Origin of the sequence: Streptomyces sp. NPDC002018, assembly GCF_042890865.1 — a bacterium.
Classification (GTDB): domain Bacteria; phylum Actinomycetota; class Actinomycetes; order Streptomycetales; family Streptomycetaceae; genus Streptomyces.
The window spans coordinates 265131-278329 of record NZ_JBIASO010000010.1 but is presented as its reverse complement, the minus strand read 5'-3'; the positions used below and the strand labels follow the sequence as shown (position 1 = coordinate 278329).

At 70.4% G+C, this 13199-nt stretch carries 13 protein-coding genes; 7 read left to right on the top strand and 6 right to left on the bottom strand.

The genetic code is table 11. The annotated features are described in order from the left end of the window. Positions 1-136 precede the first annotated feature (136 nt). Both ACFYYH_RS19330 and ACFYYH_RS19325 read left to right on the top strand, forming a co-directional pair. The gene (locus tag ACFYYH_RS19330) at positions 137-1003 is read left to right on the top strand and encodes a phosphatidylinositol-specific phospholipase C/glycerophosphodiester phosphodiesterase family protein (protein ID WP_388552130.1); all 867 of its coding nucleotides are present in this window, start codon (positions 137-139) and stop codon (positions 1001-1003) included. 121 nt (positions 1004-1124) lie between these two features. Beyond that, on the top strand, positions 1125-1319 hold the full coding sequence (locus ACFYYH_RS19325; RefSeq protein ID WP_388552128.1) for a hypothetical protein: 195 nt from the start codon (positions 1125-1127) through the stop codon (positions 1317-1319). Positions 1320-1327: 8 nt separating this feature from the next. Here the strand turns inward: ACFYYH_RS19325 and ACFYYH_RS19320 are convergent, their stop codons facing one another. Together ACFYYH_RS19320 and ACFYYH_RS19315 are read right to left on the bottom strand one after the other, a co-directional pair. Continuing rightward, a complete protein-coding gene (locus ACFYYH_RS19320; RefSeq protein WP_388552126.1) occupies positions 1328-1720 on the bottom strand; it encodes a DUF779 domain-containing protein in 393 nt (130 codons plus the stop codon). Positions 1721-1972: 252 nt separating this feature from the next. Beyond that, on the bottom strand, positions 1973-2980 hold the full coding sequence (locus ACFYYH_RS19315) for a hypothetical protein (protein WP_388552124.1): 1008 nt from the start codon (positions 2978-2980) through the stop codon (positions 1973-1975). 314 nt (positions 2981-3294) lie between these two features. Here ACFYYH_RS19315 and ACFYYH_RS19310 point away from each other — a divergent pair, with 314 nt between their 5' ends. The 5 genes from ACFYYH_RS19310 (at position 3295) to ACFYYH_RS19290 (ending at position 8494) form a co-directional block, all read left to right on the top strand. Continuing rightward, the gene (locus ACFYYH_RS19310) at positions 3295-3723 is read left to right on the top strand and encodes an Asp23/Gls24 family envelope stress response protein (RefSeq protein WP_388552122.1); all 429 of its coding nucleotides are present in this window, start codon (positions 3295-3297) and stop codon (positions 3721-3723) included. Between the two features lie 59 nt (positions 3724-3782). Then, positions 3783-4484: a histone protein gene (locus ACFYYH_RS19305; protein WP_388552120.1), complete on the top strand. Its 702-nt coding sequence runs from the start codon at positions 3783-3785 to the stop codon at positions 4482-4484. Positions 4485-4490: 6 nt separating this feature from the next. Further along, positions 4491-5576, top strand: coding sequence for an SRPBCC family protein (locus ACFYYH_RS19300; RefSeq protein ID WP_388552118.1), 1086 nt, complete (start codon positions 4491-4493; stop codon positions 5574-5576). 229 nt (positions 5577-5805) lie between these two features. Further along, complete coding sequence (locus tag ACFYYH_RS19295) at positions 5806-6849, top strand: MFS transporter (RefSeq protein ID WP_388552116.1); 1044 nt, start codon at positions 5806-5808, stop codon at positions 6847-6849. 316 nt (positions 6850-7165) lie between these two features. Then, a complete protein-coding gene (locus ACFYYH_RS19290) occupies positions 7166-8494 on the top strand; it encodes an NAD(P)/FAD-dependent oxidoreductase (RefSeq protein WP_388552114.1) in 1329 nt (442 codons plus the stop codon). 145 nt (positions 8495-8639) lie between these two features. On the opposite strand, the gene ACFYYH_RS19285 is transcribed toward ACFYYH_RS19290, so the two are convergent. The 4 genes from ACFYYH_RS19285 to ACFYYH_RS19270 form a co-directional block, all read right to left on the bottom strand. Then, positions 8640-9488: a DUF1684 domain-containing protein gene (locus tag ACFYYH_RS19285; RefSeq protein WP_388552112.1), complete on the bottom strand. Its 849-nt coding sequence runs from the start codon at positions 9486-9488 to the stop codon at positions 8640-8642. A gap of 106 nt (positions 9489-9594) precedes the next feature. Then, entirely contained in the window at positions 9595-10725 is a 1131-nt protein-coding gene (locus tag ACFYYH_RS19280; protein ID WP_388552110.1) for an LLM class flavin-dependent oxidoreductase, read from the bottom strand. 14 nt (positions 10726-10739) lie between these two features. Next, positions 10740-11810, bottom strand: a complete 1071-nt coding sequence (locus ACFYYH_RS19275) for an LLM class flavin-dependent oxidoreductase (RefSeq protein ID WP_388552108.1) — start codon at positions 11808-11810, stop codon at positions 10740-10742. Further along, positions 11807-13192: an NtaA/DmoA family FMN-dependent monooxygenase gene (locus ACFYYH_RS19270; RefSeq protein WP_388552106.1), complete on the bottom strand. Its 1386-nt coding sequence runs from the start codon at positions 13190-13192 to the stop codon at positions 11807-11809. Before ACFYYH_RS19270 ends, ACFYYH_RS19275 begins: the two co-directional genes overlap by 4 nt. Positions 13193-13199: the final 7 nt, after the last annotated feature.

Genomic DNA, 13199 nt, shown 5'->3' with positions numbered 1-13199 from the left:
GCCGGCACCGTCGGAGGTGGCTGAACCAGAGGTGGCGCGGCGACGAACTCTGCGCGGGAGGGCCCCGGTCGGGGGGTGTCAGGGCGGATACTCGCCTGGTCCGCGTCCGCGCCCCACCGCGTCCACCGGAGGCATCATGGCCCGCACCACCCGCCGCAGAGCCGTCAGCACGCTCGCCGCCGCGATCGCGGGAGCCCTCGCCGCTCCCGCGTACGCCCAGGCCACCACCCGTACACCGGCCGGCCGGACACCCGGGCCGCTGCGCCAGGCGCACGCCCACAACGACTATCTGCACCCCCGACCGCTGCACGACGCCCTGGCACACGGCTTCACCAGTGTGGAGGCCGACATCTTCCTGGTCGACGGTGAACTGCTCGTCGCCCATGAGCCCGCCGGTCTCGACCCGGCCCGTACCCTCCGCACGCTCTACCTCGATCCGCTGCTCGCCCGGGTACGCGCCAACCACGGCTGTGTGTACCGGGGTTACCACCGTCCGGTGCAGCTTCTCATCGACATCAAGACGGACGGCGCCGCCGCCTACGCCGAACTCCACCGCCAACTGACCCCGTACCGCTCCCTCCTGAGCACCTTCGCACACGGCACCGTCCGCCCCGGCGCGGTCACCCCGGTCATCTCGGGCGACCGCGCGGCCCGCGCGCCGATGGAGGCACAGCGGGTGCGGCACGCGTTCTACGACGGGCGGCTCGACGACCTCGGCACCACCGCCCCGGCGTCCTTCGTCCCGCTCATCAGCTCCAATTGGACCCAGAGCTTCGGCTGGCAGGGCGTGGGCGCCTTCCCCGCGCGGGAGCGTGCCGAACTGCGCCGTATCGTCGCCACCGCCCATGGCCGCGGACAGCGCGTACGGTTCTGGGCCACTCCCGACGTGGCGGGACCCGAGCGGGACGCCGTCTGGACCGAACTGCTCGCCGCCGGGGTCGACCACGTCAATACGGACGACCTTGCGGGCCTCGAACGTTTCCTGCGCGGGGATCGCCCGTAGCCAGGAGCATCCGTCGTCAACCACCCGTACGGCGGACACGCCAGTCGGGGGTACGGGCCTCCTCCTCCGCCACACTGGCGGCCGAATGCCGCGATTCCGGTGCGGCGGAGGAGGTTTGTCGATGGCCATTTCGATCTCAGTGGTGCTGCTTCTGGTGATCCTCGCGGTGATCTTCGTGCGCACCGGCGGGCTGAAGCTCTCGCATGCGACGGTCTGCGTCCTGCTCGGGTTCTTCCTCGCGGGCACGAGCATGGCGCCGACCATCGCGAACGGGATCTCCGCGACGGCCGGGGTGGTCAGCAGCCTCAGACCGTGACCCGGGGGCTATGTCCCCACCAGCCGTGACCTGATCAGGAAGCGCACCCCCTCGGGCGCCTCCAGGGAGAAACCGCTGCCGCGTCCCTTCACCACATCGACGATGAGCCGGGTGTGCTTCCACACCTCGTACTGGCTCACCGACATCCAGAAGGGCACCGGCTCGATCACACCCTCGACCTCCAGGGACTGGAGCAGGACGTCCGAACCGCCCGTACGGAACTCGCCGTCCGGGTAGCACATCGGCGCGCTGCCGTCGCAGCAGCCGCCCGACTGATGGAACATCAGCGGCCCGTGCTCCGCCCGCAGCCGCCGGATCAGATCGGCGGCGGCGGGGGTCACCTCCACCCGCGGTGCCTGAGGGGGAGCCTGCTCGGTCATGGATCCTCCACGGTCGGTCATGGATCCTCCACGGGGTGGTCGGCCGGTCCTGTGTCCATGAGCCGCCCGGATCACCCGCACCGGGCTTCGGCCCACGGCGACCCAGTCAACTCCGCCGGACGTTGCGAGGTGGTTGCACAGGGGGCGACGCGAGGGGCGGTGTCCGCTCACAGGAGAGGGGCGGCAGGGGACGGAACAGACGGACGACGCGCGGCCCGGCCGGCCGAGGAGACCTTTCCGGCCGACCGGGGGATCAATCACCCACCGGGGAGATCAGTCCGGGCGATCGCGGCGATGTGCTGTACGGCGCCGGGCCGTTCTGGCCGACCGCGCCTCGATGTCCTCGTTCCTGCGGGTACGCACCTCCGGCGCCCTGACCTCCCTGCGGCCACGCTTCTTCGCCGTGCCCGTGCCCGTGCTCTTACCCACGCCTTCGACGGCCTGTCCCGGCTCAACTTCCTCCACGGCTTCACCGGCCGTGTCGCCCACTTCCCCGACGGTGTCCTCGACACCGGCCCCCACGCCCTCGACGGTTTCGCCCGCACCACGGCCGACGCCCTCGACGGCCCCGCCGGCGCCCCGGCCGACCTCCTCGACGGCCTCACCCGCGCCGCGTCCCACGCCCTCGACCGCCCCGCCCGCGCCGCGTCCCACATCCTCCACCGCCCCCCCGGCGCCGTGGCCGACCTCCTCGACCGCTTCCCCTGCCCCACGGCCGACATGCTCGACCGCCCCGCCTGCGCCGCGTCCCACGTCCTCGACGGCGCGGCCCGTGCCACGGCCCAGCTCTCCCACGGCATGGCGGGTGCCCGCGCCGACTTCCTCGACGGCGGTTCCCACGCCCCGCGTCAACTGCTCCAGAATCTGCGGGTTGCGGTCGATCGTCGTCAGCACGCGATTGACGATGGCGGCGACATTGCCCAGACGCACCTTGAGCTGGGCCTGCGCCTGCACACCCTTGATGTCGAGTTCCACCTTGCCGAGTTCCACATCGGCGCCGACCTGGAGTCTGAGGAGATCCAGTACCTCGGCGCGCAGGGACACGCGCGCCGAGAGGTCCTCGACCTCAAGGTTGATCTCCTCGATGTTCAGCAGCGGGACATCGAGGAAGACATCCGTGGGCCCTTGGTCCACCGCGTCTTCCTCGGTCATGCCGTCTCCGCCGGGCAGCGCCGCCTCGTCCGTCGGGTCCTCCCCGTCCGTCGGGTCCTCCTGGTCCGTCGGGTCCTCCTCGGCTTCGAAGTCGCCGTAGTCATCGGCAGCGTTCTCGGCGTCGTCCATAGATCCGCACTTCCTCAACGATTCGGCCCCGTAAGCAATTGTCGGCTTCACGAGTGCCCAGTGCAATTGATGGGAGTGGGCTCTGCGGGCCGGGAACCCTTGGCCCGCAAGGGACTTAAGCAGGAGAAATCCACGTACCGTCATGATCATTTCTCTCCGTGTCACTCGAATGGCGCCCCAACGACAAGCCGGGCAGAGTGGTGAGAAGAGGCGGGGTCGCGGGAGGCGATACTCCCCGGCCGACGGCACTCCATTTTCGCCTACCTCATCAAGTGCTGGCGTAAACCCTCATCGCAGAAAGGGGGCGGCCCGTGATGGCAACCAACGAAGCCACTCTGGCGGGCAACAAGGAAGGCGCGGTCAAGGGAAAGACCACCATCGCCGACTCGGTCGTCGCGTCCATCGCCGGTATCGCGGCCCGGGAGGCATCCGGTGTGTATTCCATGGGTGGAGGTGTGTCCCGCACGCTGGGAGCCGTGCGCGGCAAGATGTCGGGCTCGGACGATTCCGCTCGTGGTGTGCAAGTGGAAGTCGGCGAGAAACAGACGGCGATCGACATGGGCATCGTTGTCGAATACGGCACACCGATCACTGAGACCGTGGGAAACATCCGGTCGAATGTCTCGGAAGCCGTGGAGAGCATGACCGGACTGGATGTCGTCGAGGTGAACATCGGCGTTCTCGACGTACATGTGCCGGGCGCCGACGACGAAGAGGACAGGGAATCGTCGCGCGTGCAGTGATGTGCGGTGAGGCGGGATACCGGTCGTAACGGAACAACCAGACCAAAGGTGGCGCAGTCATGGATCGGAGAACCAAAGTTGCCCTGGGCTCCGCGGTGCTGGGCGGTTATGTGCTCGGCCGTACGAAGAAGGGCCGGTTCGCCCTGACCATCGCGACGTATGTGGCCGGCAAGGGCCTCGGTGTCGATCCGAAGCAACTGGTCACCGAAGGAGTACGGCGCCTGGGCGAGATCCCGCAGGTCGCGGAGTTGCAGGAGCAGATACGGGGAGAAGGCCTCGACGCGGCCAAGGGCGCGCTCTCGTCCGTGGTCGGCCGGGGCGTGGGCTCGCTGGGCGACACGATCAGCGGTCGCGCCGTCAACCTCGGCGGAAAGGGAAAGCCGGAGGAGCCGGACGAGGACGAGGTGGAGGAAGAGGAAGAAGGGGAGGAGGAGCCGGAGGACGCCTACGAGGACGAGGACGAGGAACCCGAGGCCGAGGAACCCGAGGACGAGGCCGAGGGGCCCGTGGACGAGGATTCCGACGAGGACGAGGATTCCGGTGAAACGGAAGACGAGCCGCCCTCGGGCCGCCGCGGCCGGGACTCCCGTGCCGCGCGCGCGAAGCGCCAGCCGGGCGGAGGCCCCGGCGGGGCCGCTTCCCGGGCCGCGAAGAAGCCGGCGGCCAAAGCCGCTCCCGCGGCGAGAGAGGCCGGGAAGACGGCCTCTCCGAGAAAGAAAGCGGCCAAGGCTTCTCCCACGCGTGACAGCCGCAGGAGGTAGGCAGCCATGGTGAAGGCAGCGGAGAAGGCCGCAGATCCGGGGAGTTCGGTGGCCGACCAGATACGCGGACAGATCACGCAGTTCATCGCCGCGCGACTGGAGCGTGCGGTGGGCAAGGTGGCGGGAAAACTCGGTGAGAAGGTCACCGGTGTCACGGACCGGCTCACGGAAGTGGCCGACACCGGCGGACAACTGCCCGCCGTCGCCTCCCGAATCCTGCACGGAGAGTCGCCGCTGAAGGCCTTTGTGAGCGAGAAGGTCAAGGCCACCAAGGACAATGTGGTCGACAAGGTGAAGGGAATCTTCGGCGGTGGCCGCAAGCAGCGGAAGGCCGGCGACACGAAGGTCACGAACATCATCGAATTCCTCGACGTGGGGATACCCCTCCGTACCACGTACGACCACTGGACGCAGTACGAGAAATTCAGCGGTTTCACCAAGGGTGTCCGTAACGTGTCGAAGGGCGACGAGGTGACCAGTGACTGGAAGGCCAAGGTCGGTCCTTCCACACGGGGATTCAAAGCCACCGTCCAGGAACAGATACCCGACGACCGCATTGTCTGGACGTCCGAAGGCGCCAAGGGAACGACCCGCGGAGCGGTGAGTTTTCATGAGCTGGCGCCCAATCTGACCCGCATCGTGCTCGTGGTCGAGTACTACCCCTCGGGGTTCTTCGAGAAGACCGGAAATCTGTGGCGCGCTCAGGGCCGCCGACTCCGCCTCGACTTCAAGCACTTCCAGCGGTACGTGACGCTCACGGACGAGGAGCCGGACGGCTGGCGCGGGGAGATCAGGGACGGCGAGGTCGTCCGGACGCATGAAGAGGCGATGGAGGAGGAAGAGGCGCAGAAGACCGAACCCGACGAGGCCGAAGAGGCCGATCAGGACGAGACGGGCGAGGACGAGACCGGCGAGGACGTGACCGCCGAAGACGAAGACGAAGAGGACGAGGCCGAGGAAGAGGACGGCGAGGCGGCCGAGTCGGAGTACGAGGACGAGGACGAAGCCGAAGAAGCCGAAGAAGGCGAAGAGGACGAAGAGGACGACGAGGCGGAGGAGGTGGAGGCCGAGGACGAGTCGGTCAGGAGATGAGCGAGGGCGGGGCTGAGGGCGGCTGTCCCCTTCGTCCCGCCAGGCGCTCGGCCCGCCGGCCTCGCGGATCCGGCGGGCGGTCCATGGGGCCATGTCCGGCACCGCCCCGGGCGCCGGGAGGCCGCTGATGTTTATCCAGATCCGTGCCCACGGCCCTGACCTGGACTTTTGCATTTAGCGTACCTGATACGAAAATTATGTACACTGCCTCGGCACGTCCATCGCGCTGATGAGCTCGTCGCTGGGCGTGGGCGGTGCGCTGGGACTTCCGGCCGCGGCGCTGCTGGCGCAGTACACCAACTGGCATGTGCTGTTCTGGGTGGCCGCCGGACTCGCCGTGCTGGTGTTCGTGCTGGTGAGGGCGTTCGTTCCGGAGTCCGAGGTACGCAGCGGCGGCCGGTTCGACCTGGTGGGCGCGGCAGGGCTGTCCGCCGGGCTGGTCTGTCTGCTCCTGGCCATCTCCAAGGGCGCCGACTGGGGCTGGGGCAGTGGTACGACCCTGACACTGATCTGCGCGGCAGTGGCCCTGCTGCTCGTGTGGGGATGGTGGGAGCTGCGGACCGGGCACGCCCTGGTGGATCTGCGGGTCACGATGCACCGGCAGGTACTGCTGACCAATCTCTCCTCGATCATGCTGGGCTTCGCCATGTACGCGATGTCCCTCGTGCTGCCCCAACTGCTCCAGATGCCCACGGCCACCGGATACGGACTCGGACAGAGCATGGTGGCGGCGGGCCTCTACATGGGGCCGTCCGGTCTGGTGATGATGGCGGTGTCGCCGCTGTCGGCCCGTATCACCGCGGCCTGGGGCGCCAAGGTGTCGCTGATGACCGGCGCGGCCACGATCGCCGTCGGTTACGCGCTGGGCATCGTCCTCATGAGTGAGGCCTGGCAGATGGTGATCGTCGGATCGGTCATCGGCGCCGGGGTCGGCTTCGCCTACGGCGCCGTTCCCGCTCTGATCATGTCGGCGGTGCCGGTCTCGGAGACTGCCTCCGCCAATGGACTCAACAGCCTCATGCGTTCCATCGGCACCTCGGTGTCCGCGGCCGTGTGCGGTGTCGTCCTGGCCCATATGACCACGCGCTTCGGTGACTTCGCCCTGCCCTCGCGGGACGGCTTCCGTACGGCGCTGATCATCGGATGCGCGGCCGCCCTGGGCGCGCTTGTGCTGGCCGCGTTCCTGCCGGGCCGGCGTCCGGCCGCGGTCCCGGCGGGAGCCGACACGGGAGTGGATGCCCTTCCCGCCTCCACCTCGGCGGCCAAGGCCTGATCCGTATACGGGTCGTGCGGCTCGTGCGAGGGGTGCGGCTCCTGCGGGGGAAGCGGGTCGTACGGCTCGTGCGGGCCGTTCCGCGTACGGGGTTCCGGCTCCGCCCCGGGGGCGGGGCCGATTCCTGTCCGGCGCGATGCAGCACGGTGAAGGATGCAGCACGGTGAAGGGAGTGGCGAAGGGAGTACAGGGTGCTCCCGGTGCGTCCGAGCGACGCGGCCACGGGGAAGGGATGGCCGGAGAGCGAGAACGTACGGGGCGGCCCGGCGGGCGCACACAAGTGCCGGGCGCGGCCCCCAGGCGAAGGGCGGTGGCCATGCCCGTGACGCGCGGAGCGCCGGATGTGCTGGTGGTGGGGGCGGGGCTCGCAGGCCTCGCCTGCGCGCACGACCTGCTCCGATCCGGTCTCGACGTGTGTGTGGTCGAGGCATCGGACGGCGTCGGAGGACGTATGCGCTCCGACCGCGTCGGTGACGGTTCCGGTGACACGTTCGTCGTCGACCGTGGCTTCCAGGTCTTCAACACCTCCTACCCCCAGGTGCGACGGCGCCTGTCCCTGCGCGAACTGAGGCTGCGGCCCTTCACACCGGGTGTGCTGGTCCACACGGACCGCGGACGGTTCCGTTTCAGCGACCCGACGCGCGGTGCGGCACACGACCCGGGACGCACTGGGGCACACGACCCGTCACACGATCCGGCGCGCGGACCGGCGCGTGGACCGCGCCGGTACGCCGATCTGCTGCCGGGGCGCCTCGCCGGGGCCCGCGACCTGCTCGCCCTGGGCGTGCTCTCGGCACGAGATCTGCTCGCTCCCGTACGAATCCTGAAACGCGGTGAGGAGAGCACCACACGGACCGCGCTCGCGACGGCCGGCTTCTCCGAGGAGTTCGTCGAGCGCTTCTTCCGCCCGTTCCTCTCCGGCGTCTTCCTGGAGGACGAGTTGGAGACCTCCAGCCGGGTCTTCCATCTCGTATGGCGCAGCATGCTGCGCGGCACCCTCTGTCTGCCCACCGACGGGATCGGCGCGGTACCGGCGCGGCTGGCGGACGCGCTGCCCGACGGCACCGTACGGCTGGACACCGCCGTCGGCCGGCTCACCGACGAGGGCGCGCTCCTCACCACGGGCAAGGAGATCGGCGCCCGTGCCGTCGTGGTGGCGACCGGTCCGGGACCCGCCGCGGCGCTGCTGCCCGGCCTGGAGGTGCCGCCGTACCGCGTGGTCTCCACGTACTACCACGTGTGCGAGCCGTCACCGCTGCCCGAGCCGACGCTGCTCATGGACGCCCGGCGGCGCTTCCTCAACACCTGCGTGCTCAGCGAAGTCGTCCCGGGGTACGCGCCGGCCGGCCGCTCCCTGGTCGCGACCTCGGTCCTCGGAGAGGATGAGCCCGGCCGCGAGGGCCGGGTGCGCGAGGCGCTCGCCGAGGTCTACGGCGTCGCCACCGGCGGCTGGGCGCCGCTGACCGTACGCACCGTACGGGACGCCCTGCCCGCCATGCCGCCCCCGCAGCCGCTCAGCCGTGCGGCGGCGGTGGGACCGGGGCGCTATGTGTGCGGCGACCACCGGGCCACGGGCTCCGTCCAGGGAGCGCTGGCCTCCGGCGCGCGGGCCGCACGCGAAGTGCTGCGTGACGTCGGCGGCTGAGAGGCCGATGAGCGGGGGAGCAGGGAGCAGGGGGCGGGGGCTCGGACGCCCGGTCGGACCGGCCGTCCGCGATCGTGGGCGTCGTCACCTCCCCCCGCACCCCCACAAGCCATGTACGGAGGACCGGACGTACCTACCTACCTACCTACCTGCCGCCGGTGCGTTCGTACGGGATCTTCTCGCCGGCCTCGACGGCGACCGGCAGCTTGTTCTCGGCCGGAGGCAGCGGGCAGGTGGCCAGGTCGGTGTAGGCGCACGGCAGGTTGGTGGCGCGGTTGAAGTCGATGACCACCGTGCCCCGGTCGTCCGGCGGGGGGACGGAGACGGCGCGGTTGGCCGCGTAGGTGGTGACGCCGGAGGTGGCGTCGGTGAACAGGACCAGGAGGCTGCCGGGCTGCTTGCCGTTGAAGGCGGTGAGCCGGTGGGTGCGGCCGTCCAGCGTGAACTCGACCTGCCCGGGGGCGTCATAGACGTGCTGGAGCCCCTCGACCGCCGCACCCACGGTCACGGCGCGGGGAGCGTCGAACGGGAGATAGCGGCCGGTCAGTGCCCAGCGGGGGTCCGGGGTGTAGGCGGGGGTGCGGATGTGGTCGAGCAGCAGCTTGTTGTCGGGGTGGCGCGGGCGCAGGATGTCGTGGCCGCCGCGCTTGGCGACCTCGATCACGGCGTCGCCCGCTGTGGCCAGGAGGCTTGCCCGCTCCGCGACGGCCCCGAAGTGGTACCGGCCGCGTACCACGGCGCCCTGGACGGCCAGTTCCTCGCCCTCGTCCAGGTCGACCGTCACACCGTCGTCGGCGGTGGACCACGCTCCGGGCGCGTCGGGGAACCGGGTCGGCTCACCGTCGAGCCACCGCAGGCTGGTCACGGCGAGGAAACCGTGCGGATCCGCCAGGTTCCGTTCGCGCTGGGTGTGCCATTCCTCCCACTGCCGGACGAACTCCGTCCGGTCGGCGCCCGCGTCGGTGCCTGTTGTGCCGGTGTGCTGGATCGTCATGTCGGCTCCTTGTCGGTGGCGGTGCGCGTCCCGGGCGGCGGAACCGGCCCGGGGTCGTTCTTCTGCCGGGTCCGGATCGGCCGGTCACCGTCGGCGGCGGCGGCGGTCATCGTCGGCTCCATTCGCCGGCCAGCAGTTCGTAGGAGCGGACCCGGTCCGCGTGGTCGTGGGTGATGGTGGTGACGGCCAGCTCATCGGCGCCGGTGGCCTCGCGCAACGTCTCCAGTTGGTCGGCGACCTGCCGCGGCGAACCGACGAACTGGGTGTCGACACGGTCCTCGACCAGCGCGCGGTCCTCCTCGGTCCAGGCGTGCGCGCGGGCCTCGTCGGGAGTGGGGAAGGCGATCGCGCCCTCGCCGCTGCGGATGCTGCGCACCCACAGGCCGTAGCCGGTGGCCAGCTCGCGGGCGGTCGCCTCGTCCTCGGCGACCACGACGTCGGCGGAGACGGTGACATACGGTCGCGCCAGCTCGGCGGAGGGGACGAAGGCCGCGCGGTAGGCCTCGGCGGCCTCCAGTACGGTGGCCGGGCTGACGTGGTAGTTCGCGGCGAACCGCAGCCCGTTGGCGCCGGCGACCTCCGCGCTGATCCCGGCGCTGCTGCCCAGGATCCAGACCTCCACCCGGGCCCCTTCGCCGGGTACGACATGCGCCTCGACCCCGTCGTCGGTCGCGTAGGTGCCGGCCAGCAGGGCGAGGATGTCGGCTATCTGCTCGTCGTAGGGCTGGGATTCGGCGCCCGGCTGCGTCAGCAGCTTCTTGTGCAGGGCGAAGCGCGGGGAGCGCAGCAGATGCTCGAAGGAGAAGGGGGCCGGGATCTTCAGCCCGCCCGGGGTGCGTCCGTCCACGACGGCCGTGGCGCCGACCAGTGCCGGGCGCCGGCCGGCGGGCGTGGGCCGGCCGCCGGACCGGCCCAGGCCGAGGTCGAAGCGGCCGGGATGCACCGCGTCGAGCAGCCCGAACTCCTCGACCGTGGCCAGGGCGGTACGGTGTCCGAGCTGGACCGCGCCGGAACCGAGCCGGATGGTCGAGGTCGCCGCCGCGGTCAGAGCCAGGACGACCGCCGGAGAGGTGCCCGCGACGCCGGGGTTGAGGTGGTGCTCGGCGAACCAGTAGCGGGCGTAGCCGAGGCGCTCGGCGTGCTGGGCCAGGTCGATGCTGTTGCGCAGCGCCTGGCCCGCGCTGGACCCGGACGAGATCGGCACGAGGTCCAGAACGGCCAGAGGGGTGTTGGCCACGATGGTTCTCCTTGTCAGTGGGTCGCGGCGGGCGCGACCGGGCCCCAGGCGAACGGCGGGTCGGGGATCTCACGGCGCAGCGTGGGCGCGATGTCGGACTGGAACAGCTCCAGACTCTCGCGGTGCTGGGCGTCGCTGAGGCCGCCGGCGTCCGCCGCCAGATGCAGCACGCTGTGGCCGAACCGCGCGTGGTAGCGGTGCACCTTCTCGATCACCTGCTGCGGGCTGCCGATCAGGGCGGAACTGCGCTCGACGAAGTCCTCCAGGGTGCGGAAGACCGGTTCCAGACCGAGCTTCTTCTGGAGGGCCAGACCGCCCTCGAAGACCGGCCGGTAGGCCGCCAGCGCCTCCTGCGAGGTGCGGGCGGCGTAGTAGCCGGCCGTGCCCGCGCCCACCACGGCCAGGGCCGGATCGTGACCGTAGTGCTCCCAGCGCTCCCGGTAGTAGCGGATGAGCTCGGCGTACGGCTCGATCGGATTGGTGACATTGGCGGAGAAGAGCGGGTCGCCGTAACGGGCGGCCAGGTCCACCGACTCCCGGCTGGTCGCGCTGCCGTGCCAGACCCGCACCGGCCGCTGGAACGGCCGGGGCCAGACCTCGGCCTCCTTCAGCTCCGGGCGGAAGCGCGTCGGGTACGTCACCTTGTCCTGCCGCCAGATCCGGCGGAACACCTCGTACGACTCTGCGTTGCGCTCCCACTGGTCCTCGGGGGTGACGTGGAACAGCTCGCGCTGCGCCGCGCCGTTGCCCTTGCCGACGATCAGTTCGAGCCGGCCCCCGGAGAGATGGTCGAGGGTCGCGTAGTCCTCGTACGCCCGCACCGGGTCGAGCAGACTCAGCGTCGTCACGGCGGTGAACAGCCGGATCCGCCGGGTGAGGGCGGCGAGATGGCTCAGCACCACCGTCGGCGAGGACGAGATGAACGGCCGCTCGTGGCGCTCGCCGACACCGAAGCCGTCGAAGCCCAGTTCCTCGGCGAGCAGGGCGTTGTCGACCACCTCCCGGAAGCGGTCCCGGGTGGACTTCTGTACGCCGGTCACAGGATCCGGGGCGTGCACGATCAGGGTGATGGCCAGGAACTTCACGATGCCACTCGCTCGGCCGGCGCGTCGGCGTCGGGGTGGGCGAGGCCGAGGTGGTCCCGCAGGGTGGTGCCCTCGTACTCCGTGCGGAACACGCCGCGCTCCTGGAGCAGCGGGACCACGGTGTCGGCGAAGACGTCCAGCCCGCCGGGGGTGATGTGCGGGACGAGGATGAACCCGTCGCTGGCGTCGGCCTGCACGAAGGAGTCGATGGTCTCGGCGACCGTGGCCGGGGAGCCGATGAAGGACTGACGGGTGCCGGTCTCGATGACCAGATCCCGGATCGACCACTTGTTCGCGGCCGCCAGCTCCCGCCACTCCCGGGCGGTGGCCAGCGGGTCGCGGTACATCCGCACCTGGGCGCGACCGCGGGCGATGGTGTGCTCACCGAGGTCCGGATCGATGTCGGGGAGCGGGCCCTCCGGGTCGTACGCGGACAGATCGCGGTTCCAGACGAATTCCAGGTGCTTGATCGCGGTGGCCCCGCTGACCTGCTGGCGGCGCACCTCGCGGGCCAGCTCCTGCGCCTCGGCGTCCGTGTCGCCGAGCACGAAGGTCGCGGCGGGCAGGATCAGAAGCTGGTCGTGGGTGCGGCCGTGGCGGGCGAGACGGCTCTTGACGTCCGTGTAGAACGCCTGTCCCTCCTTGAGGGTGCTGTAGCGGCTGAAGATCGCGTCCGCGCTCGTCGCCGCGAACTCGCGGCCTTCCTCGGAGTCGCCGGCCTGGAAGATGACCGGGCGTCCCTGCGGGCTGCGAGGGACGTTGAACTGCCCGGCGATGTCGAAGTGCCGGCCCTGGTGCACGAAGGCTCCGGCCCGCGCGTCCCGCAGGAAGGTGCCGGACTCCTTGTCGGCGGCGATCTCGTCGCCCCGCCAGGAGTCGAACAGCTCGGTGGTGGTGCTCAGGAACTCCTTCGCCCGCGAGTAGCGCTCGTTCTGCGGCAGGAAGCCGCCGCGGCGGAAGTTCTCACCGGTGAAGGCGTCCCACGAGGTGACGACGTTCCAGGCGGCGCGGCCGTCCGACAGATGGTCGAGGCTGGCGAACTGGCGGGCCACCTCGTAGGGCTCGTTGAAGGTCGAGTTGATCGTGCCGGTCAGGCCGAGGCGCTCGGTGACGGCGGCGAGCGCGGTCAGGACGGTGAAGGTGTCGGGCCGCCCGACGACGTCCAAGTCGTAGATCCGGCCGCCCTGTTCCCGCAGCCGAAGGCCCTCGGCGAGAAAGAGGAAGTCGAACTTGGCGCGCTCGGCGGTCCGCGCGAAGTGTACGAACGAGCTGAACTCGACGTGGCTGCCCGCCTGGGGGTCGCTCCACACGGTGGTGTTGTTGACGCCGGGGAAGTGCGCGGCGAGGTGGATCTGCTTCTGCGGCGTGGCGGACTTGCTCATGACTCGT

Bases quoted from the DNA above. Each gene is read 5' to 3' on its own strand.
- ACFYYH_RS19330 (WP_388552130.1), top strand. From the start codon at position 137: ATGGCCCGCACCACCCGCCGCAGAGCCGTCAGCACGCTCGCCGCCGCG.
- ACFYYH_RS19325 (WP_388552128.1), top strand. From the start codon at position 1,125: ATGGCCATTTCGATCTCAGTGGTGCTGCTTCTGGTGATCCTCGCGGTG.
- ACFYYH_RS19320 (WP_388552126.1), bottom strand. From the start codon at position 1,720: ATGACCGACCGTGGAGGATCCATGACCGAGCAGGCTCCCCCTCAGGCA.
- ACFYYH_RS19315 (WP_388552124.1), bottom strand. From the start codon at position 2,980: ATGGACGACGCCGAGAACGCTGCCGATGACTACGGCGACTTCGAAGCC.
- ACFYYH_RS19310 (WP_388552122.1), top strand. From the start codon at position 3,295: ATGGCAACCAACGAAGCCACTCTGGCGGGCAACAAGGAAGGCGCGGTC.
- ACFYYH_RS19305 (WP_388552120.1), top strand. From the start codon at position 3,783: ATGGATCGGAGAACCAAAGTTGCCCTGGGCTCCGCGGTGCTGGGCGGT.
- ACFYYH_RS19300 (WP_388552118.1), top strand. From the start codon at position 4,491: ATGGTGAAGGCAGCGGAGAAGGCCGCAGATCCGGGGAGTTCGGTGGCC.
- ACFYYH_RS19295 (WP_388552116.1), top strand. From the start codon at position 5,806: ATGAGCTCGTCGCTGGGCGTGGGCGGTGCGCTGGGACTTCCGGCCGCG.
- ACFYYH_RS19290 (WP_388552114.1), top strand. From the start codon at position 7,166: ATGCCCGTGACGCGCGGAGCGCCGGATGTGCTGGTGGTGGGGGCGGGG.
- ACFYYH_RS19285 (WP_388552112.1), bottom strand. From the start codon at position 9,488: ATGACGATCCAGCACACCGGCACAACAGGCACCGACGCGGGCGCCGAC.
- ACFYYH_RS19270 (WP_388552106.1), bottom strand. From the start codon at position 13,192: ATGAGCAAGTCCGCCACGCCGCAGAAGCAGATCCACCTCGCCGCGCAC.